This is a genomic window from Streptomyces sp. NPDC001270 (assembly GCF_042896695.1).
GTDB lineage: Bacteria > Actinomycetota > Actinomycetes > Streptomycetales > Streptomycetaceae > Streptomyces.
This window is the reverse complement of the sequence record NZ_JBIAXM010000002.1, coordinates 414934-435994: the sequence shown is the minus strand read 5'-3', so window position 1 is coordinate 435994 and position 21061 is coordinate 414934. Positions and strand designations below refer to the sequence as shown.

General features: G+C 70.7%; 20 protein-coding genes and 2 pseudogenes. 9 read left to right on the top strand and 13 right to left on the bottom strand.

The features are described from left to right. The first annotated feature begins 72 nt into the window (after positions 1–72). Both ACFY2B_RS05790 and ACFY2B_RS05785 read left to right on the top strand, forming a co-directional pair. Positions 73–375, top strand: a complete 303-nt coding sequence (locus tag ACFY2B_RS05790) for a muconolactone Delta-isomerase family protein (protein WP_390761876.1) — start codon at positions 73–75, stop codon at positions 373–375. A 163-nt stretch (positions 376–538) separates the two neighbouring features. Then, the gene (locus ACFY2B_RS05785) at positions 539–910 is read left to right on the top strand and encodes a YybH family protein (protein ID WP_390761875.1); all 372 of its coding nucleotides are present in this window, start codon (positions 539–541) and stop codon (positions 908–910) included. Between the two features lie 98 nt (positions 911–1008). Here ACFY2B_RS05785 and ACFY2B_RS05780 read toward each other — a convergent pair whose 3' ends face one another. Further along, the gene (locus tag ACFY2B_RS05780) at positions 1009–1575 is read right to left on the bottom strand and encodes a TetR/AcrR family transcriptional regulator (RefSeq protein ID WP_390761874.1); all 567 of its coding nucleotides are present in this window, start codon (positions 1573–1575) and stop codon (positions 1009–1011) included. A 128-nt stretch (positions 1576–1703) separates the two neighbouring features. Here ACFY2B_RS05780 and ACFY2B_RS05775 point away from each other — a divergent pair, with 128 nt between their 5' ends. Next, positions 1704–2837, top strand: a complete 1134-nt coding sequence (locus tag ACFY2B_RS05775; RefSeq protein WP_390761873.1) for a saccharopine dehydrogenase NADP-binding domain-containing protein — start codon at positions 1704–1706, stop codon at positions 2835–2837. Positions 2838–3163: 326 nt separating this feature from the next. Here the strand turns inward: ACFY2B_RS05775 and ACFY2B_RS05770 are convergent, their stop codons facing one another. Next, positions 3164–3976: an AraC family transcriptional regulator N-terminal domain-containing protein gene (locus ACFY2B_RS05770; protein ID WP_390761989.1), complete on the bottom strand. Its 813-nt coding sequence runs from the start codon at positions 3974–3976 to the stop codon at positions 3164–3166. Between the two features lie 257 nt (positions 3977–4233). Here ACFY2B_RS05770 and ACFY2B_RS05765 point away from each other — a divergent pair, with 257 nt between their 5' ends. Then, positions 4234–5316, top strand: coding sequence for an aldo/keto reductase (locus ACFY2B_RS05765; RefSeq protein ID WP_390761872.1), 1083 nt, complete (start codon positions 4234–4236; stop codon positions 5314–5316). A gap of 114 nt (positions 5317–5430) precedes the next feature. Here the strand turns inward: ACFY2B_RS05765 and ACFY2B_RS05760 are convergent, their stop codons facing one another. Further along, positions 5431–6144, bottom strand: a complete 714-nt coding sequence (locus tag ACFY2B_RS05760) for an SDR family NAD(P)-dependent oxidoreductase (protein ID WP_390761871.1) — start codon at positions 6142–6144, stop codon at positions 5431–5433. 173 nt (positions 6145–6317) lie between these two features. Here ACFY2B_RS05760 and ACFY2B_RS05755 point away from each other — a divergent pair, with 173 nt between their 5' ends. Further along, complete coding sequence (locus tag ACFY2B_RS05755; RefSeq protein ID WP_390761870.1) at positions 6318–6926, top strand: TetR/AcrR family transcriptional regulator; 609 nt, start codon at positions 6318–6320, stop codon at positions 6924–6926. Between the two features lie 329 nt (positions 6927–7255). Here the strand turns inward: ACFY2B_RS05755 and ACFY2B_RS05750 are convergent, their stop codons facing one another. Beyond that, complete coding sequence (locus ACFY2B_RS05750) at positions 7256–7540, bottom strand: hypothetical protein (protein ID WP_390761869.1); 285 nt, start codon at positions 7538–7540, stop codon at positions 7256–7258. 202 nt (positions 7541–7742) lie between these two features. Further along, positions 7743–8117: pseudogene (locus ACFY2B_RS05745) on the bottom strand (cytochrome P450); the annotation flags it as partial. 1329 nt (positions 8118–9446) lie between these two features. Between ACFY2B_RS05745 and ACFY2B_RS05740 the strand changes: the two are divergent. Together ACFY2B_RS05740 and ACFY2B_RS05735 are read left to right on the top strand one after the other, a co-directional pair. Beyond that, positions 9447–10214, top strand: coding sequence for a GvpL/GvpF family gas vesicle protein (locus tag ACFY2B_RS05740; RefSeq protein ID WP_390761868.1), 768 nt, complete (start codon positions 9447–9449; stop codon positions 10212–10214). A 74-nt stretch (positions 10215–10288) separates the two neighbouring features. Further along, entirely contained in the window at positions 10289–11410 is a 1122-nt protein-coding gene (locus ACFY2B_RS05735) for a lipid II:glycine glycyltransferase FemX (RefSeq protein ID WP_390761867.1), read from the top strand. Positions 11411–11581: 171 nt separating this feature from the next. On the opposite strand, the gene ACFY2B_RS05730 is transcribed toward ACFY2B_RS05735, so the two are convergent. Continuing rightward, positions 11582–12328, bottom strand: coding sequence for a TetR/AcrR family transcriptional regulator (locus ACFY2B_RS05730; protein WP_390761866.1), 747 nt, complete (start codon positions 12326–12328; stop codon positions 11582–11584). A 94-nt stretch (positions 12329–12422) separates the two neighbouring features. Between ACFY2B_RS05730 and ACFY2B_RS05725 the strand changes: the two genes are divergently transcribed. Beyond that, positions 12423–13871 carry an MFS transporter gene (locus tag ACFY2B_RS05725; protein ID WP_390761865.1) on the top strand — a complete coding sequence of 483 codons (1449 nt, stop codon included), beginning with the start codon at positions 12423–12425 and terminating at the stop codon, positions 13869–13871. Positions 13872–13935: 64 nt separating this feature from the next. On the opposite strand, the gene ACFY2B_RS05720 is transcribed toward ACFY2B_RS05725, so the two are convergent. From ACFY2B_RS05720 to ACFY2B_RS05690, 7 genes and pseudogenes are all read right to left on the bottom strand, one after another. Further along, positions 13936–14445 (bottom strand): hypothetical protein, encoded by a 510-nt coding sequence (locus ACFY2B_RS05720; RefSeq protein ID WP_390761864.1) that lies wholly within the window; start codon positions 14443–14445, stop codon positions 13936–13938. Between the two features lie 150 nt (positions 14446–14595). Next, positions 14596–15174 (bottom strand): annotated as a pseudogene (locus tag ACFY2B_RS05715) (MerR family transcriptional regulator); the annotation flags it as partial. A gap of 219 nt (positions 15175–15393) precedes the next feature. Continuing rightward, positions 15394–15816, bottom strand: coding sequence for an SRPBCC family protein (locus ACFY2B_RS05710; protein WP_390761863.1), 423 nt, complete (start codon positions 15814–15816; stop codon positions 15394–15396). Between the two features lie 83 nt (positions 15817–15899). Then, positions 15900–16913 carry an aldo/keto reductase gene (locus tag ACFY2B_RS05705; protein WP_390761862.1) on the bottom strand — a complete coding sequence of 338 codons (1014 nt, stop codon included), beginning with the start codon at positions 16911–16913 and terminating at the stop codon, positions 15900–15902. Positions 16914–17107: 194 nt separating this feature from the next. Beyond that, entirely contained in the window at positions 17108–17902 is a 795-nt protein-coding gene (locus ACFY2B_RS05700; RefSeq protein WP_390761861.1) for an SDR family NAD(P)-dependent oxidoreductase, read from the bottom strand. A 62-nt stretch (positions 17903–17964) separates the two neighbouring features. Continuing rightward, positions 17965–18789 carry an aldo/keto reductase gene (locus tag ACFY2B_RS05695; protein ID WP_390761860.1) on the bottom strand — a complete coding sequence of 275 codons (825 nt, stop codon included), beginning with the start codon at positions 18787–18789 and terminating at the stop codon, positions 17965–17967. Positions 18790–18975: 186 nt separating this feature from the next. Further along, positions 18976–20277, bottom strand: a complete 1302-nt coding sequence (locus ACFY2B_RS05690) for an MFS transporter (RefSeq protein WP_390761859.1) — start codon at positions 20275–20277, stop codon at positions 18976–18978. Positions 20278–20453: 176 nt separating this feature from the next. Between ACFY2B_RS05690 and ACFY2B_RS05685 the strand changes: the two genes are divergently transcribed. Beyond that, positions 20454–20921 (top strand): MarR family winged helix-turn-helix transcriptional regulator, encoded by a 468-nt coding sequence (locus ACFY2B_RS05685; RefSeq protein WP_390761858.1) that lies wholly within the window; start codon positions 20454–20456, stop codon positions 20919–20921. Positions 20922–21061 lie beyond the last annotated feature (140 nt).

Genomic DNA, 21061 nt, shown 5'->3' with positions numbered 1-21061 from the left:
GACGGGCCGTACCGGGAGCCGTCCGGCACCGTAGGTCGCACGCGCCCCGGCAGAACCGAGAGAGGAGAGGCCATGAAGGAGTTCCTGGTCGAGCTCACCACGACCGTGCCCGAGGGCACCGACCCCACCGAGGTCAGCCGCCGCCGCGCCGAAGAGGCCGTCCGGGCGAAGGAGCTTGCCTCCGCGGGTCATTTGGTCCGGCTGTGGCGCCCGGTGGGCGAGCTTCGGAGCATCGGGGTGTGGCGCGCCGAGGACGAGGCGGATCTGCGCGAGAAGGTCCTTGGCACACTGCCCCTGTGGCCCTGGATGACCGCGGTGGTCACCGCCGTGCAGCCACACCCCAATGACCCGGGCCCGACCGGCCCCACCGCCTGATCCCCTCCGGACCCGCGCCCATGCACCTTGCGGAAGCCACGGCCACGGAAGGCGGTATTCGATCTACCGCCCGCGCGTCCCTTCGGAAAACCCGCGCATCTCTTCGGAAGACCCGCGCGCCCCTTCGAAAGATCCCCGCGCCCCTTCGAAAAGGAGAACCCAGATGACCAGCACAACAGCGCAGGAAGCGATCCTGTCCGGCGTCATGGACGGATGGAAGGCCGGGGTCGACGCACACGAACCGCAGCAGGTCGCCTCGCACTTCACGGAAGACGCGATCTTCCAGGGTCTCCGTCCCTACACCGTCGGGCGTCAGGGAGTCGCCGAGTACTACGACGCCCAGCCTCTCGGGTTGACAGCCGACTATCGGGTGCTGGAAACACGGCAGTTGGCGGCGGACGCACTGCTCGGCTACCTGAGTGTCGACTTCTCCTTCACCGACCGGCCGCCCGTCAAAGTCACCCTCAGCATCGTCCTCAGGCACATCGCCGATCACTGGCGCATCGCCCACTACCAGGTGTCGAAGCAGGACTGACGAGTACGTCGTCCTTTTTCTCTACCTCGACCCGCGCTGTCATGAAGCGGGTGTGCGGGTGTCCGGCAGCTGGTCATGGCGTCGGCCAGGCGCCCCGCTCACGTCTCGGCGAGGGCGGCTCGCAGTTCGTCGGTCACCGCGTCCAGGCAGCTGCCGAAACTCGTACGTTCCTCGGCCTCGAACCAGCGACGGAAGGCGTTGTTGCAGGCCACCGTGGCAAGCTGGGCGACCAGTTCGGCCGTCCCGATGCTCACCTGACGCTGCGTCAGGGCATCGCGGATCGCCTCGGTGATCGCGGCCGTCTTGGTCCGCTCGCGCTCCTGTAGCTCCGGGCTGGCGTCGATCACCGCGCGGCGCTCCGTCGCGCCGTCCATGTGCTCGACGAGCTGGGCACCGACGTGCGCCAGCGCGTCGAGGGCGGCGGTGAGCGGAGCCGCATCCGGGTCTGCCTTCAGGACAGCCTCCGCGAGCGCCGGGGGCAGGCGCTCCGAACCGGCGAACAGGACCTCGCGCTTGTCCGGGAAGTAGCGGAAGTAGGAGCGCCGGGTGAGTCCGGCCCGCTCGGCGATGTCGGTCACCGTCACGTTGTCGTAGCCGCGTTCCAGGCACAGTTCCAGAGCCGCCCGCTTCAGGCGCTGCTCGGCACCCGGATCCCACCTAGCCATAGGTGGACTGTAACAGGCGATGTCCCACTGTGTCGTCGGTGCTAGCCTGCACTCACGACACAGTGTGTCATCACTGGGGGCGCCCGTCTCCGGTGCGGCCCGGAGCAGGCAGGGTGGGTGACGTTCGCATGACCGAGACCAGCGAAACCGGCGGGACCGGCGGGACCAGCGGGACGACCGGCGAGAGCAGGACGAACGACGAGGTATGGATAGTCGGGGCGACCGGCCGTGTGGGCCGGGGCGTGACCGCGCGACTGGCCGCGCGGGGGCTGACGGTCGTGCCGGTCGGGCGCAGCCGGGAGCGGATGGTCGCCGTCGGGGCCGAAGCCGGCCTGCCCGGGGACGCGAAGGTCGTCGTCGCCGACTCCGCTGAGCGGATCGCGGACGAGATCGTGCGGGAGCGCCCGCGGGTGGTGGTGAACACGATGGGCGCCTTCGCCGCCACGGCACCGGTGATCGCCCGTGCCTGCATGCCCGGCGGCCACTACGTCGACCAGGCCAACGACGTGGTTGCCGTGGAGGGGCTGCTCGCCCTGCACGACGAAGCGGTGCGGGCGGGCAGCACCCTGGTCACCGGCGCCGGATTCGGTGTGCTGGCGACGGAGGCGGTGGTGGCGAAGCTGTGTGAAGGGCGGCCCGCGCCGCACCGGGTGCGGGTGGACGCCGTGGCCTCGGTGGCCGTCGAGGCGGGTGTGCTCGGTGCCGCCCTGGCGGCCGGCATCGTGGACGTGCTCACCACCGGCGGGCGGCGGTACGAGAACGGACTGCTGGTGAGGTCGCGCCTCGGCGCCGACCCGCAGCAACTCACCTTCCCGGACGGGGAGTCGGCGAAGTCGGCAGGTGTCGCGTCCGGCGAGCTGGTCGCGGCGCAGGCGGTGAGCGGAGCACCGTTCGTCACCGCCACTTCCGCTCTCGTGCCGACCGCTCCGCTGATACGTGCCCTGCTCCCGCTGCTGGGCCGCCTGCTGTCCGTTCCGGCGGTGCGGCGCCGCGCCGTCGACTGGCTCGGCCGGGTACGGGTCAAAGCCGCGCCCGGTCCGCGCGAGCACTCCTGGGGGCACGCCGTCGTCGAGTGGGCGGACGGCACCCGGCGCGAAGGATGGCTCCGTGCCGGCGACGGGATGGACTTCACGGCCGATGTCACCGCCGCCGTCACCGAACTGCTGGCCCGTGGCGTCGGCAGGCCCGGGGCCTGGACGCCGGCACCCGCCCTCGGGGCTGACCTGGCGACGACCGCGGGCGGCACCTTCGTACTGGACTGAGGAGCACCGGTGCCCGCCGTCCCGTGGCTGCCGGGACCTCGGCGAGTGGGCGCGACAACCCGTCCGCCCGGCTCCCGGCGTACCGGGGCGGACCGGCCCGCCGGGAGCCAGGCGCACCCCGCCCCGGCCAGGCCGGCGTCCCGGCGATGGCCGACCTGGCGACCTGGCGACCCGGCGACCCGGCGACCCGGCGACCCGGCAGCTTGACAAATCCTGGTGATCACCGCTCAGGTGACGTCAGGCGGGATCTGCGTCGAGACGAGCCGCCGCCGCTGATCGGTGTCACTACGGCCGCCGACTCGGAGGGGGGCGGCATCACCGGGCGTCTACTCCTGGACAATCGCCGCGGTCTGGAGGCGTGCCGCGTCCTGGCTCGGCGGGGCTCCGAACATGCGCCGGTACTCGCGGCTGAACTGCGACGGGCTGTCGTACCCGACGGCGTATCCGATCGCGGCCACGTCGTGCGGCGCCGCGATGAGTTGGATGCGAGCCTTTTGGAGTCGGAGTTGTTTTTGATACTGAAGCGGGCTCATGGCGGTCACCGCACGGAAGTGCCGGTTGAGCGAGGAGACGCTCACGCTGACTTCGTCGGCGAGGTCGTCGATGCGAATCACCTCGTCGTAGTGGGTCTTGATCCACTCGACCGCGCGGGCGACGAGGGTCGTGCGGCTGTCGGCCAGGCCGATCTGTCTGACCAGGGCCGCCTGGGGTCCGTTCAGCAGTCGCCAATGGATCTCGCGTCGCACGGCGGGCGCCAGTACCGGGATGTCGCGTGGCTCGTCCAGCAGACCCAGCAGCCGGACGACGGCGTCGAGCAGTTTGTCGTCGGCGTCGCTGGTCGCGATGCCCGGACCGTCGTGAGGGAGAACGACTGCGGGGTTGGCTTCCACCAGCAGTTGCGCGATGATCGCGGGTTGCAGCGGAAGCCCGAACCCGACGAACGGCTCGGCCGGCGTGGCCTGGATGATCTGTGAGGTCAGGGGAAGGTTGACGGTCACGACGAGGTACTGGCCCGCGTAGTAGTCGAAGACGCGGTCATTGAGGACAGACCGCTTCGCTCCCTGCACGACCAGAGCGATCATGGGTTCGGTGACCGAGCCCAGCGGTTCGGTGGTGTGCTCGGTCGAGAACACCGTCATTCCCTCGATCCGCAACGGGCGTGGGCTGCCCGCGGCGAGCCGTCCGATCCGGTGACGAAGTTCGTCCAGGTGATGCACCGCACCAGTGGACCATGGAAGGGTGCGCGAGGCCAACATGATCCGGGCGAGGTTGAGCGGATCGTGCAACGGTCCGCACGCATCGTTCTAGGCGATCACGACGCTTCGGGCTCGAATGGAGGAGCACAGGGAGACGGCCTCCGAGCTGTCTCGTACCCCTACCAGTTCGGAGCTTCGACATGTCGCTCGATTCCTACGTCACGCTCGGCCGCTCGGGACTGCGCCTCAGCCCCTTCACCCTGGGCGCCATGACCTTCGGTGAGGATCACGGCTGGGGTTGCAGCCCAGAGGAGTCCAAGAACATCCTCGCGGCCTACCTGGACCGGGGCGGCAACTCGATCGACACCGCCAACATCTACACCAACGGCCACTCCGAGAAGATCATCGGCGACTACTTCGCCGGGCGGCGAGCACTGCGTGACCGGGTGGTGATCGGCACGAAGTTCTTCGGCAACCTGTACGAGAACGACCCCAACGGCGGCGGAGCAGGCCGTAAGGCGATCGTGCAACAGCTGGAGAACTCGCTGCGGCGTCTGCGGACCGACTACGTCGACATCTACTGGCTGCACAATTTCGACCCGGTCACGCCGGTCGAGGAGACCCTCCGGGCACTGGACGACCTGATCGGCGACGGCAAGGTCCGCTACGTCGGATTCTCCGACGTGCCGGCGTGGGCGACGGCCGAGGCGGCCACCATCGCGCGCTTGCGCGGGTGGGCTCCGATCATCGCGCTGCAACTGGAGTACTCCCTGCTCGAACGCACCTCGGAAGGGGAGCTGATCCCGATGGCCCAAGCCCTGGGAATGGGCGTGCTGCCGTGGGGGCCGCTCAAGAGCGGGTTCTTGTCCGGCAAGTACTCCAGCGCCATCACCGGCCCGGTCGACACCACTCGTGCGCAGCTGGTCGGCACCCCGAGCGAGGCCGACTATGTCGTGATCGACGCGCTCAACGCCGTCGCCGGCGACGTGGGCGCCGACCCTGCCGCAGTGGCCCTGGCCTGGGTGCAGGGCCGTCCCGGGATCACCTCCACCCTGGTGGGCGCGCGCCGCTTGGACCAGTTCGAGGCCAATCTGCGCGCCCTGGACGTGACCCTGACCGAGGCCCAGCGCACCACGCTGGACGACGTGTCCGCTCCCGCACTGAACTTCCCGGCCGTGAACAACAGGACGCTGGCACCCATGCTCCAGTTCGCCGGAGCCACCGTGGACGGGATCCCGTCCGTGGCGTCCCCGCGGCTGCGGGCGAGCAGTGCCCGCTACTGACCATCACTGCGGCACTGGCCGGGCGTCGCGACGGGGCGAACGTCGCCCGTCGGGGCACCGGATACCACCGGACCCGGTGAACGTCCCGGTCAGAGCCGAGTGCGGGGCCGCTCCTCAGGGGCGGGTGTGAACACCGATGCCGCCAGAGACGATGAGGTTGTCGCCGGTGATGTAGCCGGCGGCGTCCGAGGCGAGGAAGGCCACGGCTTCGGCGATGTCGGCGGGAGCGCCGACGCGGCCGAGCGGAACGTCCCCGGCCCAGGAGTCGATCATCTCCTGGGAGACACCCACCTTGCCGTAGGCAGGGGTGTTGATCAGTCCTGGGCTGACGGCGTTGACGCGGATGCGGCGGGGGGCGAGTTCGAGCGCGAGGGACCGCATGAGGGGCAGCAGGGCGCCCTTGGCGGCTGTGACGGCGGGCCCGAGCCCTTCCCCGGCGCCCACGGTGAACACGACCGAGGCGCCCTCGTTGAGGAGCGGGAGCGCCTTTTGCAGGGTGAAGAAGTTGCCCTTGACGTTGATGTCGAACAGGGCGTCGAAGGCGTCTTCGTCGGTTGATTCGATCGGGCCGGGGCGGGAGACACCGGCGTTGAGGAAGAGCAGGTCGAGGGAGCCGAACCGCCGGCGTGCCTGGTCGATCGCCCGGTCGAGGTCCGGCAGGGAGCGTGCGTCGGCCCGGACGGTCAGGATGTCTTCGGGAAGTCCGGCGGTGGCGAGACTGTCGATGCCGGTGACCATGACGCGGTAGCCGCGGGAGTGGAGCAGTTCGGCGGTCGCCTTGCCGATGCCGCTGGTTCCACCGGTGATCAAAGCTGCGGGTGCGGACATGGTGGGTTCCTTTGCGTGCTGCGGGGAGGTGGGCGGGTGACCGGTGGGCGGTTCCGGGCCGTGGGGCGGCGGGCTGCGTCGCGCGATCACGATTGGCAGCGTACGCCACTTTGGCAGTCGCTGCCAAGCATGATGCGACTGCCAGTCTGGCAGTGCTGGGCTAATCTGGTGGCATGAAGCAGGAAGCCAAGACGGCGACGGGTGCACCGGCCACGCTGTGGGACCGGACACGGCGGCTGGCCGCCCAGGAGATCCTTGAGACGGCTCTGCGCCTGTTCACCGAGCAGGGCTACGACGAGACGTCCATCGCCCAGATCGCCCGAGAGGCCGGCGTCTCCCAGCGCACCCTCTTCCGCTACTTCGGCACCAAGGAAGACCTCCTCGGCGGAGACCAGGACCGGTTCGGACAAGTCCTGACGGACACGATCAGCGAACTGCCCGCCGAAGCCGATGTCTGGGAGGCCCTGCGCGCAGGGGTTGCCGCCGTACTGGCCTTGCACGAGAGCCGCGAACAGGCCCTGGCGCGGTTCCGCCTCCTGCACAACACCGCCTCGCTGCGCGCCGGTTGGCTCGAAAAGCGACTGCGGTTCCAGGACGAGTTGCTGCCGCTCGTCAGGACACGTATGGACGCTGCCGCGGGCAGGACGGATCCGGGGGCCCGCGCGGTGATCGCGGCGGCGTTCGCGTGTCTGGATGCCGCGTCGATGACGTGGGTCGACGACGACGGCAAGGGCGACATCATGGACCTGTACGACGAGTGCCTGGCCGCGGTGCGCGGCTGACCCGCGGCGACCGGCCGGTCCGGAACCCGCCGACCGACAGCGCCGAACGCATCGGTCTGACCCGTGTCGGCCTGACCCAGGCACCCGGCACGCGGGCCGTCGTCCGCGGGTCAGGCGTCGTGGTCGTGGTCGTGCTCGCGTGGGACCAGGCCCCGGTAGTAGGCGAGTTGCACGCCGGCCGGTCCGGCGCCGATGACGAGGTAGTCCAGCGTCTTCTGCGTCACGTCGTTCTCCAGGAGTGCGCGTTGAGGCTTGCGGACGATGGGGCACGGGGCCGGACCCGATCCGGCCGTCTCCGGACACGCAAGGACAGCGGCCTCGGACGCGCGTCAGGGTGTGCGGCCCGTGTGCGGGCAGGTACGGGTGGGCGCGGGCGGTGCCGTGCCGGTACCGGGCTCTGTCCCGGTGCCGGTGCTGATATCGGTGGGGGTGCCGGTGGCCGAGCGGACGGCGTTGTCCGCGTCGTCGTGCGGGTCGTCGTGCGGGACGTGGTGCCGGTCGTCGTGCGGGTCGCCGTCCGTCGGCGGGGCCGACCGGTCGGGCGGACGCCCCTGGCCGTCGTGGGAGGCGAAGTGGCGGGAGGCCGGCCGGGTGCGGCGGGCGTCCAGCACCATCCAGGTGCCGAACCCGAGTTGGGCGATGCTGCGCCCGACGTCCTCGAAACGGTCCCGCGTCCACAGCGCGCCGCGCAGGGCGGACCGTTGCCGCCGCGGCAGCCCGGAGTCCCTGGCGGATCAGCAGACAGGGGGCACGGTGCGGGATGGACCGGGTGTGGGAGACGGAGGAGTCGAGCACGAAGCGGGACAGGGTCTCACGGGTCGCGGCCCGCATGATCAGGGGTGCCAGACGCCAGGCGGGGCAGGGCCGGTTGGCAGCCACCCCGAAGGGAATGTGGTGGGCGTTCCTGGCCGAGGTGTGTTCCCAGCGCTCCGGGTCGAAGGCGTCCGGGTCCTGGTATCCGTAGGCGTGGTAGTCGGGGTAGCTGAAGCACAGCACGGACCCGGCCGGGATGGTCGGCGGACCGTCCAGGGCGATGTCGTCGGTGGTGATCCGGTGGGCCACGCCGAACAGCGGGTAGCGCCGGAAGGTCTCGTCGATGACGTGGGAGAGATACCGGTCGTCGTCCGGATGCCCGGCCACCCGCCGCTGCACGTCGGGATGTTGGGCGAGCGCGAGCAGCAGGTGGGCCATGGCCTCCGACAGCTGCACGACGGCCGTGTTGAAGAAGGTGCCCTGTAGGTAGTACGCCTGCTGGAGCGGCGTCAGGCAGGCGGGCAGCGGCCGGCGCGTGGTGTCGCCTGCGGAGAGCCGGCGCAGCAGGTGCCGGGTCAGCCGGTCACGGCGTCCCAGGTGGCGCGGTCGGGTGCACTTGAGGCCGTTGACCACGTCCTCGGCGTTGTCCACGATCAGCCGCCGCACGTGTGCCGGGCAGGGCCGGGCGAAGACCAACTCGTGGAAGAACTCCGCCCACACCGGCATCATCAGGTCACGCGGCCGGACGAGTGTCACCCGCCCGGTGGCCACGGTGTCGAGTACGGCCGCGGTGTGCGCGGCGGCACGCGCGTACAGGTGGTCGGAGGAGCCGGCGAGGAAGGCGAGGGTGCATCGGGCGACCTCGTCGTAGCGGGGGCCGGCCTCCAGGTGTTCCTGATGGACGTCGGCGCCGGGCGCGAGCCAGTACCAGAACAGGTCGGACAGGACGGCGCCCTCGCTCCGGCCGTTCGCCGCCGGGTGGCCGTAGAGTTCCTGGAAGCGGTCCGCGCCCGCGGTGGCGTTGGGGAAGGTGATGCCCTCGTCGCCGTTGACCTTGGCGAACACCTTCATGCGCAGGGCGACGACCGAGCGGGGCAGCCATGCGGGGGTGGACAGCAGCAACGTGCCCGCCGCCAGGGCCGCCGCGGTCCTGGGCCTGACCATCGTCACGCTCCTCTCACGGGGTGGGAGTGGGGATCCCGGGTGCGGTGTGCGGGGGCGCGGGGCCTTGCCCGGTGTGCGGGAGCCGCGCCTGGTGTGCAGGGGCTGGGCCATGTGCGGAGGCCGGGGCCGGTGTGCGGGTCGTTCCTCGGGGACGGGAAGGCCGCACAGGACGGGGCGGCGCGACAGGCGGGCCGCACAGATCCCCCGGGCGGCGGCCTCCACACGGCGCGACGACGTGCGCGGACTTCCGGACTTATCACGCAGGGCCTTCCCACGCAGGGCCTTCGTCCGCACGGCCCTCCTCCGCACGGCCCGCCCTCCTGCGGCCCAGCCTCGTACGGCCTTCTCCCGTACGGCCTTTCCGTGCGCGCCCGTCAGGAGGCGGCCCACAGGACGCCGCCCTGGGGTTTGTGCACCGGGCCGGAGGGGACTCGACGTCCAGCGGCGCCACCCGGTCCGTCTCGGCCCCTCATGAATCGCGTGAGCCACATTCGGCCACACGGAGCGAGTCCGGCCCCGGCCCCGGCGAGGTGAGAGCACCGGAGCACAAAGGAGGGAGGGGCGAAGGAAGGGCGAAGGAAACGCGAAGAAAGGGGAGCAGGAGTGACTACGTACGTCTACGGGATCACGGCCGCATCGCACCCCGCGCCGCCGGAAGGCACGGTCGGCGTCGGCGACCCGGCCCGTCCGGTCCGCACGCTCACCGAGGGTGAACTGGCGGCGGTCGTCAGTGACGCGCCCGAAGGTCTGCGTCCCGAGCGAAGGGACCTCCTGGCCCACCAGAACGTACTCACCGAGGTCGGCGCGACCGGCTGCGTGCTCCCCATGCGGTTCGGCAGTGTCGCTCGCGACGACGACACCGTCACCGACGTGCTCGTACAACGGGCCGGTCACTACCAGGAGCGGCTGCGGGCGCTGAGCGGCATGGTCGAGTACGACGTCAGGGCCAGCCCCATCGAGAAGGCCGTGCTGCACCGTGTGATGAGCCAGAACGCGGAGATCCGGGACCTGGCGGAGGCCAACCGCCTTGCGGGCGGCGGCAGTTACGAGCAGAAGGCCCGGCTCGGCGACATGGTCGTGTCCGCGGTGCGGGCCCAGCAGGTCGAGGACGTCGCCGCGGTGACGCGGACCCTGAAGGCGGAGGCCGCCGCCGTCAGTGCCGGGCCGGAGTCGACGGGCAGCCTGGTCGCCATGTCCTTCCTGGTGGGACGGGACACGGCACAGGCGTTCCTGGCGGCCGTGGAGGACGTGCGGGCGAACCTCCCGCATCTGGAAGTGCGCGTCAGCGGTCCGCTGCCGCCGTACAGCTTCGTGGAGCCGGGCCCGTCCGAGCCCGCGGACCGTACGGCAGCAGGTGCCGAGCAGCCGTGACACGTGCGCCTGTGAGATCCCGAGCCGCTCTCCTGCGTCTCAGTAGGCTTGTGCGTCGAACAAAGGAGCTGCGCATGAGCTATCGCCTCAAGGCGATCACCCGCGAGGAACATCTGGCCTTCGTCACGGCTCGTCCCTCGGTGAGTCACATGCAGGTTCCCTCATGGGGCGATGTGAAGCCGGACTGGCGGGCGGAGAGTCTGGGCTGGTTCGACGAGGACGGCGGCCTGGTCGGCGTCGGGCTGGTGCTGTTGCGGCCGTTGCCGAAGCTGAAGCGGTACCTGGCGTATCTGCCCGAGGGCCCGGTCATCGACTGGGCCGCTCCTGATCTGGAGCGGTGGCTCGAACCGATGCTGGCGTACCTGAAGCGGCGGGGCGCGTTCTCGGTGAAGATGGGGCCGCCCGTCGTCACCCGCCGCTGGAGTGCCGAGGCGGTCAAGGCCGCGATCGCCGACCCGCAGGCCGGGCGGCTGCGGGACGTGGCGGCCACCGCGCACGAACCGCAGGCCCTGGACGTCGCCGACCGGCTGCGCCGGCTGGGCTGGCAGCAGACCGAGCCCGGCGGCGAGGACGGTTTCGCGGCGGGCCAGCCGCGCTACGTCTTCCAGGTCTCCTTCGCCGGGCGCACGCTGGCGGAGATCCAGCGCGACTTCAACCAGCAGTGGCGGCGCAACATCAAGAAGGCCGAGAAGGCCGGCGTCACCGTCGCCCAGGGCGGCTACGAGGACCTGCCCGTGTTCTACGACCTGTACGCCGAGACGGCCGAGCGGGACCGGTTCATCCCCCGTCCGCTCGCCTACTTCCAGCGGATGTGGACCGTGCTGCGGGCCGAGGACGAGAACCGTATGCGCCTCTACCTCGCCCAGCACGAGGGGGAGATCCTCGCGGCCGCCACCATGCTGACCGTCGGGGAGCACGTCTGGTACTCCTACGGCGCCTCCACCAGCCGCAAGCGGGAGGTCCAGCCGAACAACGCCATCCAGTGGCGGATGATGTGTGACGCCCACGAACTGGGCGCCGGCGTATACGACTTCCGCGGCATCACCGACACCCTGGACGAGGGCAATCACCTGCTGGGGCTCCTGCGGTTCAAGGCGGGCACCGGCGGCCAGGCCGTCGAGTACCTCGGTGAGTGGGACTACCCGCTCAACAAGGTCCTGCACAAGGCCCTGGACCTCTACATGTCCCGCCGCTGATGCGTCCGGTCGGGATGCGTCCCGCCGGTGATGCATCCCGACGCTGATGCGTCCCGTCGGCCGCTTCCTGACAGAGGAGCAGGTGGCACTTCCGAGCCGCCTCGGCCGGGTGCCGTCTGCGTTTCAGGGGGCTGCCGGGCGGCCGGCGCGGAGACCGGGCGACCGGTCCGGTCACGGCTCCCGCCGTGCGCCCGGGAGCCCGTCGATCATCAGGCCGATGGTGAAGTCGAAGCGGTCGTGCACGGTGCCCTCGGTGAGTTCGGCTGCGTAGCGCTTGGTGTGGGGGAAGGTGTCCGGCAGTGCGGCGAATCGGCGCAGCAGTTCGTCGCGGCTGACGACCCAGTTGTCGTCACTGCTGCCGATCCTCCTGTTGGCCAGGGAGACCTCAAGGCTGTAGGCGTTGACGTAGAGCGACAGTGAGTCGACCGCCCAGGCGGCAGGCTGCGGTTCGATACCCCCGGCGAGCAGGATGCCGAGCAGTCCCTCGCCGACGCGCAGCGTGTCCAGACTGGACGGAGCGGCGGCGAAGGCCGCCTGCGAGATGCCGGGATAGCGCAGGTACTGGTCGCGCAGCTGGGTACAGACGCTGACGATCTGCTGCCGCCAGCACGCGGGGTCCGGCTCGGGCAGCTCGATCTCGGCGCACAGCCGGCCGATGAGCAGTTCGTCCAGGTCCTCCTTGTTGACCACGTGGGCGTAGAGCGAGGACGGTCCCGTCTCCAGCGCGGTGGCCACGCGCCGCATCGTCAGGGCCTCGTACCCCTCTCTTTCCACGATGCCGAACGCGGTGTCGATGATGGCGTCGACCGTGATCGGCTTCTTGCGACCGCCGGACGGTCCACGCCGGGCCGCGACTGCGTCCGAGCCGGTGCCGAGCCGGTGCCGCACTGCGCGCCGTTCCTGCGGAGTCGGTGACATGCGGGCAGTCTAGCGAACGAACGAACAGTGTTCTACCTCACTAAGAACAATGTTCGTGTTGATTGGAACGTCGTTCGCATGTAGAACAGCGTTCGTGTCCATCAACCAGCGCATATCTCAAGCGCCTCCCACCAGTACGCTGCCGCTGCGCACCGCGTGGCTCGTCCTGGCCGTCGTGGTCCTGGCCGACCTCATGGATCTGATCGACTCCAGCATCGCCAGCCTCGCCGGCCCGTCCATCCGCGCCGACCTCGGCGGCGGCCAGGTGACGGTGCAGTGGGTGCTGAGCGCCTACACCGCGGCCTTCGCCCTCGGCCTGGTCACCTCGGGACGGCTCGGGGACCTGCTCGGACGCCGACGGCTGTTCCTGCTCGGCATGTCCGGCTTCACCCTGACCTCACTGGCCTGCGGGCTCGCCCCCCATGTGGTCTTCCTGATCGTCGCCCGCACCCTTCAGGGCCTGTTCGGGTCGGTCATGATCCCGCAGGGCCTGGCCCTGGTGAAGGTCGTGTTCCCGCCCCAGCACCTGCGCAAGGCACTGACCCCGGTCGGCCCGCTGATGGGCCTGACCATGGTGGCCGGGCCCATCCTCGCCGGCTGGCTGCTCCACCTGAACCTGTTCGGCAGCCAGTGGCGTTCCATCTTCCTGATCAACGTCCCGTTGGGCGTCGCCGCCCTCGCACTCGGCCGGCGGGTCCTGCCCCGCCACGGCGGGGAGGACCGGTCCGCCCGCCTCGACCTCACCGGCGTCGGCCTGCTCACCGCGGCATCGGCCCTGCTCGTCGTCCCGCTCATCCAGGGACGCGACCTCGGCTGGCCCGCCTGGACCTACCTCATGATGGCCGCCTCGGCCGTCCTGCTCGCGCTGTTCGTCGTCTCCCAACGGCGCAGCAGGCACCCGGTCATCGCACCGTCGCTGTTCCGCAAGCGCAGCTTCGTCGTCGGCCTGGTGATCGTGGCCGGGTTCTACGCGTCACTGAGCGCGTTCGTCCTCGTCATCAACCTGCTGTTGCAGCAGGGCCGCCTGCACTGGACGCCGCTGCACACGGGCCTCACGCTGATCCCCTGGGCCCTCGGCACCGCGGTCGCCGTGCTGCTCGCCGGCGCCGTACTCGCCGAGAAGCTGGGCCGCTCCAGCCTGCACCTGGGGCTGTCCATCGCCGTCGTCGGCCTGCTGGCCCTGTGGTGGTCCGTCGCCCACTGGGGCACCGGTATCACCGTCTGGAAGCTGGCGCCGGCGCTGCTGCTCACCGGCTTCGGCTCCGGGCTGGTGTTCGTCCCGCTGGTCGATTTCATCATCGGCGATGCCACCGCCGAGGAAGTCGGCACCGGCGCGGGCCTGCTCAACGCCGTCCAGCAGTTCGCCGGCGCGATCGGTGTCGCCGCCCTCGGCACGGTGTTCTTCGCCCGGGTCGGGCACCCGTCCGTCCCTGCCTACTTCGCCGCCACGGAACTGGTCTTCGGCATCGCGGCGGGCCTGAACTTCCTGACACTGCTGCTGGTGGGCCTGCTGCCCAAGCACGCCCAGCAGGCGCACGGCTGACTGGGCGATCCCGCGAACGCCGGCCGCGAGGTGTGCGCGTTCCGGGCTCTCGTCGAACGCGGGATCATTCGCTGTCTCCGCGCACCACCGCAGCGTAACGATCTCCCAACTTCGTCCGCAGGACTTGGAGTTGTCCTGCGGCCACGGCCGCGACATGTGACGACGCGGGCTGCAGACTGGTCGTCTCCCACCAGTCCGTATCGACTCGACCGCCGCTCAACTGCGCCCGGATCAGTGTGTCGATCTCCGTCACGTGCTGCGCGAATGCCTGAGCCCATTCCTGCTCGTCCGGCCGGAGGAACGGGGAACGCCGCAGAAGGAGGAGGTTGACCTGTGTCAGCCGTCTCGTCTCGTTGGCGGCGGCCGGATCCCGGCGGGACATGGCCGTACGTTGCGCCTCCTCGAAGTCCGACAGTGCCTCCCACACCTCTTTCAGGGCCGCCACCCGCTGGACACGGAAGTCCGCCCGTGCTTCTCGGGCCTGGGCCCGCTGCCACTGCCAGAGCCCCGCCGCCGTGGCCAACCCCGTTCCCACGAAGGTGAGAACGCCTACGACGACCGTGTCCGAGACCATGCCGTGAGGCTACTGAAGGCGTGGGCCGCACGGGACCGCTTTCTCAGGTCGGGTTCGGACCGTACGGTGGCGGGCCGAGGACGGCGGTCATGCGGTGGGGCCCGGGGCAGAGGCTCGCCGGGCGGTGTCCCGTCGGGCGATGGCCTCCGCCACCTGCCCGATGGCGGCCCGCAGCGCGGCACCGTCGACGGTGGCGGCCCATGCCGTGGCCGCCGGCTCGACAGGAACCAAGGTGCGTGTCGACAGACGGAAACGGTCGGTCGCGGTCAGCGTCAGTGCTTCTCCGGCCGCCTCCATGTGCAGTCCGCCGAGTACCGGCATGCCTGGTTCCCGTGCGGTCGCGGTGAGGACCTGCTCGACCGCGCCGGCCAGTACGGGCCCCTTCAGCACGGCGATCGGCACGCTCGGCACCCCGGCGAGCGACGACTTGACCGCGGCGGCCTTCTCCAGCGCCGCCGCCGCGTCCCCGAGGATCTGCGCGACGTGCTCGTCGATCAGCCGCGCCGCCTCTGCGGGCTCGGCGTCGAGGACCGACCCGACCGCGGTGAGCGGCATGGCGATCTCACGGAGCCGACGCAGCACCGTGGCCCGTGCGACCTGGTCGGCGCCGTAGTAGCGGTAGCCCGTGACCGGGTCGACCTCGGCGGGACGCAGCAGTCCGGAGTCCGCGTAGAACCGCAACGCGCTCGGAGTGAGACCACTGCGTCGGGCGAAGACGCCGATCGGCATCAGCTCGGAGAGTTCGGAAGGAGGCACCCCGCCATCGTCGCCCTTCGACCAACTCGAAGGTCAACACCGGTCCGGCCGGGCGCACGGAGGCGCCGGTGGCGTCGGAGAACTCCGGCCTACCGGCGCCGCCCGGGCCCAGTGACACGTGACGAGGGGTTCGCAGCCACGGGCCGCCCGCCCGGCCGGACGTCCAGCCGGGATCCCGTCACAGGCCGCCGTTCACCGCCGCTCGATCGCGGCGGCCAGGGCGTCGAGGCCGTCCCGGTAGATGCCGGTGAACAGGGCTTCGACCTCCTCGTCGGTCACACCATCGGGAACGAAGCGTCCGCTCCACTGGACCTCGGCCGCCTCCGGCCTGCCCGGCAGGGCGTGGACGCGGAGGGTGGAGAGGTAGCCGGTGACGGGGAACGGCGTCTGCAGGAAGGTGTAGCTGTAGGAGCGCTCCAGCAGGTCGTACGCCGTCAGCTGTTCGACGATCACTTCGCCGTCGGCGCTGGTCAGTCGGCGTGCGCGGCCACCCTGTTCGGAGACGCTCGCCGGGATGAAGGGCAGCCAGTCGGGCAGGGAGTGGAAGCCGCCGATCAGGTTCCAGACCTCATCGGGGGAGGCTTGGACGACGCGGCTGACGGAAGTGGATGCCATGGACGGGTCCTTCGTACGTCGGGCTGGGGTTCTCGTGGGGTGCGGGTCGGACGCGGGGCGGGCACGGCCGGCAGCGGGGCGGGTCAGGCGCCGGCCGGCAGCGGGGCGGCCGGGTCGACCAGGCCGGCCTGCCGCAGGTCGTGCCAGAAGGCGGCGGGGATCTCCTCGCGCAGGGCCGCGAGGTCCTCGGCGATGCGGGAGGGACGGGTGGCGCCGGGGATCGCGGCGGCGGCGGCCGGGTGGGCGAGGGAGAACTGAAGCGCGGCGGCCTTGACGGACACGCCGTGCCGTTCGGCCAGCTCCCGGATGCGCCGGACGGTCTCCAGGATGTGCGCGGGGGCCGGCTGGTACTCGAAGTGGGCGCCGCCGACCAGGACCCCGGAGCTGTAAGGGCCGCCGACGACCATGTCGACGCCTTGTTCCACTGCCGCGGGCAGCAGCCGCTGGAGCGCCTGGTGATGGTCGAGCAGGGTGTAGCGGCCGGCCAGGAGGAACCCGTCGGGGCGCGGCTCGTCCAGGGCGAGGGTCAGCTCGACGGGCTCCACCCGGTTGACGCCCAGGCCCCACGCCTTGATCACGCCCTGGTCGCGCAGGTCGTCCAGGACCCGGAAGGCGCCGGTGCGGGCGGTCTCGAACTGGGCGAGCCAGCGGTCGCCGTGGAAGTCCTGGGCGATGTCGTGCACCCAGACGATGTCCAGCCGGTCGGTGTCCAGCCGCCGGAGGCTGTCCTCGATGGAGCGGTGGGTGGCATCGGCGCTGTAGTCGTCGGTCATCTTGTTGGGACGGCCGTGCTCGAACAGGCCGCCCTTCTCGCCCAGGTCGCGGGTGGCGGGGTCCTCCACCTCGTCGTGGACGACACGGCCGACCTTCGTGGACAGCACGAAGGAGTCCCGCGGCTGCCGGGACAGCATCTCGCCGAGCCGGATCTCGGCCAGTCCGGCGCCGTAGAACGGGGCGGTGTCGTAGTACCGGATGCCCTGGTCCCAGGCGGCTTGCAGGGTGGCCTGCACCTCGTCCTCGGGGATGGCGCGGAACATGTTGCCCAGGGGGGCGGTACCGAAGCCCAGCGGGCCGGGCAGCAGGTGGGTGAGGCTCATCAGGAGCCTCCTTTCGTATGCGGTGGTGAACCGCTCGGCGCCGCCGTCCGCCAGAGCCACCGTCCACAAGAGCCACCGTCCGCAAGAGCCGTGGTCCGCGAGAGGGGAGAAGCAGGGACCGGGGCCGATGACTGGTGGGGGTGGCTGATGGCTGGTGGCCGGTGACCGATGGCCGGGATCGGGCGGCGCCGGGCTCAGGGCAGGATGGAATCGACGTAGCCGCCGTCGGCGCGCACGGCGCCGCCGGTGGTGGCCGATGCGTAGGGCGAGGCGAGGTAGACGACCAGGTTGGCGATCTCCTCGGGCTCGATGAGGCGTTGCAGCAGGGACTGCGGGCGGTACTTGACCATGAACTCGTGCTGCGCCGCGTCCCAGGGCAGTTCGTCACCGACGAGTTCGCGGACGAAAGCTTCGACCCCGCCGGTGCGGGTCGGTCCGGCGATGACGGAGTTGACGGTGACGCCGGTGCCCGCGGCGTCCTTGGCGAATCCGCGGCTGACGGCGAGCAGGGACGTCTTCGTCATGCCGTAGTGGATCATCTCGGCCGGGATGGCCACGGCCGAGTCGCTGGCGAGGTTGAGGACACGCCCCCAGCCCCGCTCCTTCATCGCGGGCAGGTAGGCACGGATGAGCCGGACGGCGGAGAGCACGTTGACCTCGAAGTAGCGGCGCCATTCGTCGTCGTCGATCTCCAGGGGCATGGCGGCGCCGAAGATGCCGAGGTTGTTGACGAGGATGTCGACCGTGGGCACCACGTCCAGTACGGCGGCGGCGCCCCGCTCGGTCGCCAGGTCGCCCACGGCGCCGGTGACGTCGTCGCTGCCGGACTCGGCCCGTACGGTGCGGACGGCCTCCGCGACGCGCTCCTCGCCGCGGCCGTTGACGACGACGCGGGCGCCCGCGCGGGCCAGGCCGTCGGCGATGGCCTGGCCGATGCCCTGGGTGGAACCGGTGACCAGAGCGGTACGGCCGGAAAGATCGATCTGCATGAGGCGTTCCCGTCGTCGAGGCGAGGAGCGGCTGTCGCGGTACCGGCGCTCCGGGGCGTTCGTCAGGTGAGGGTGTCGGGGTCGGGACCGGTGCGCAGGCCCCGGTCGAGGCCCGTGAGGGCGGTCATCTCGGCGTCGGTGAGGCCGAAGCCGAAGACGTCGAGGTTCTGCCGGATGCGGTCGGGGGTGACGGATTTCGGGATCACAATGTTGCCGCTCTGCAGGTGCCAGCGCAGGACGACCTGCGCCGGGGTTACGCCATGCGCCTCGGCGATTCGCACGATCGCCTCGTCCCCGAGCACCGCGCCCTGGGCCAGGGGGCTCCATGCCTCGGTGGCGATGCCGTGCTCGGCGTGGAAGGCGCGCAGCGCGGTCTGCTGGAGACCGGGGTGCAGCTCCACCTGGTTGACCGCCGGGGTGATGCCGGTGTGGTCCAGGAGCCGCTGGAGGTGCGGGACCTGGAAGTTCGAGACGCCGATGGCGCGGGCCCGCCCGCCGGCCAGGATCTTCTCCAGTGCCTGGTAGGTCTCCACGTACAAGTCGCGGGCCGGGGTGGGCCAGTGGATGAGGTAGAGGTCGACGTGGTCGAGGCCGAGCTTGTCCAGGGAGGCGTCGAACGCGGCGAGGGTCCGGTCGTGTCCCTGGTCGGCGTTCCACAGCTTGGTCGTGACGAACAGTTCCTCGCGGGGCAGGCCGGCGGCGGCGATGGCCTTGCCGACGCCGCGTTCGTTGCCGTAGATCGCGGCGGTGTCGATGCTGCGGTAGCCGGCCTCCAGGGCGGCGGCGACCGCGGCGGTGGTCTCCTCGTCGGGGACCTGGAAGACGCCGAAGCCCAGCTGCGGCATGGTCACGCCGTTGTTGAGCGTCACGTTCGGTACGGAAGTCATCAGGGGTCCTTCTTCGGATTCGGTGGTGCGGTTTCGGTGGTGCGGTTACTGGGGGACCTGAACGGGGGCCCGAGCGGGGGCTTCTGGAGCAGGCCACCGACGGTTCGCGGGCAGGTCGGTCGGAGAGAGCGGAAGGAAAGGCGAGAAGGGAGGGCGAGGGGGGAGGGGGAAGGCGGGTACGGGTGATCAGGAGCGGATGACTCCGGTCGTGGCGGAGGCGACGCCACCGTCGGAGACCGGGGCGGAGACGACGCGCTGGTCGGAAGCCGCGGCGGGATCGGCGCCGTGGCCGGAAACCGTGGCGTGGTCGGGGTCCGCCGGGGCGGAATCCCCGGTGGCGCCGGGGCTCCGCAGCTCAAGCCGGTGCGAGAGGACGGCCAGGACCAGCGCGGCGGCGGCCAGGACGGCCCCGACGGCGTTGGGCGCGGCATAGCCGAGGCCGGCGGAGATCACCAGGCCGCCGAGCCAGGCGGACAGGGCGTTGCCCAGGTTGAAGGCACCGATGTTGGCCGCCGAGGCCAGCGTCGGCGCGCCGTGGGCGTGGTCCAGGACGCGCTTCTGCAGCGGCGGCACGGTGGCGAAGCCGAAGGCGCCGATGAGGAAGACGGCCACCACGGAAGCGGCCTTGCCGGAGGCCAGGAAGGTGAACAGCAGCAGGACCAGCGCCAGGCCGCCCGGCGCGGTGTAGAGCATGGGCATGAGCTTGCGGTCGGCGAAACGGCCGCCGGCGAGGTTGCCCGCCACCATGCCCAGCCCGAAGACCACCAGCAGCCAGGTGACGGAGGATTCCGCGAAGCCGCTGACCTCGGTCATCATCGGCGCGATGTAGGTGATGGCGGCGAACACGCCGCCGAAGCCGAGGACCGTCATGGCCATGGCCAGAACGACCTGGGCGTTCCTGAAGGCGGCGACCTCGTGCCGCAGGTGCACCCCCTGCGGCTTGGGCACGTCGGGGACGAGCTTGGCGACGCCGGCCAGGCCGAGGACGCCGAGGCCCGCGACGATCAGGAAGGTCACGCGCCAGCCGGCGCTCTGGCCGACGAACGTGCCGAGGGGCACGCCGACGACATTGGCCACGGTCAGACCGGTGAACATCAGGGAGATGGCACCGGCCCTCTTCTCCGGCGCCACCAATTCGGCGGCGACGACGGAGCCGATGCCGAAGAAGGCGCCATGGGCCAGTGAGGCCACCACGCGGCCGATCAGCATGACGGCGAAGACCGGGGCGACGGCCGAGATGAGGTTGCCGAGGATGAACAGGCCCATGAGCAGCATGAGCATGTTCTTGCGGGAGATCCTGGTCCCGAGGACGGTCATGATCGGTGCGCCGAACATGACGCCGAGGGCGTAGCCGGTGACCAGGAAACCGGCCGTCGGTACGGACACGCCGAGGTCCGCGCCGACCTGGGGCAGCAACCCCATGATCACGAATTCCGTGGTGCCGATTCCGAAGGCCCCTATGGCGAGGGCCAGCAGTGCGAGCGGCATGACGAGGGTCCTTTGACATGCGGGAAGGGGAAGATGCGTGAGCGCCTTACACGCATCGACAATAGTTGTATACGATGTCTATTGCAAACGCGGGTATAGTGATGAGAGTGATTGTGGTACGGCGGCAAGCTCCGGCCGGGGCCTCCGCTCGTACGACCGGACCCAGGGAGCTGTTCATGACCGCCACCGACTCCGCGTTGACCGCGCTGGCGCACAGTTGGTCCGCGCTCTCACTGCTGCACGGACGCATCGAGAGCAGAGTCGAACGTGCGCTGCAGAGCGCACACCGGCTGAGCGCGCGCGAGTACTCGCTGCTGGACGTGCTGAGCCGCCAGCACGACGGCGAGGGCGGGCATCTGCAGATGCGGCAGGTCGCCGACTCCGTCGTCCTCAGCCAGAGCGCCACCACCCGGCTGGTGACCCGGCTGGAGGAGCGCGGTCTGCTCGCGCGCTACCTGTGCCCCACCGACCGCCGCGGCATCTACACCGACGTCACCGACGCCGGCCTGCGCCTGCTGACGGAGGCCCGTCCCACCCTCAACACCGCCCTGCGCGATGCCCTCACCCAGGCGGCGGCCGAAGCCACGCTCGCTCCCCTGGTCCACGTCGTCCAGCAACTGCAGGGCGGTTTCCAGCCGGTATGAGGTGCGGCCGCAGGCGCCCCCGCCGCGGACTGCCCGGTCACCGCCGGCTACCCGAATGGCGTACGCCCGATCGTGCGGCCGTCGGAGCCGGTTGAGGGTGGTGTGTGTCCGTGACCGTCGGTGTCGCCGGTCCTCACACG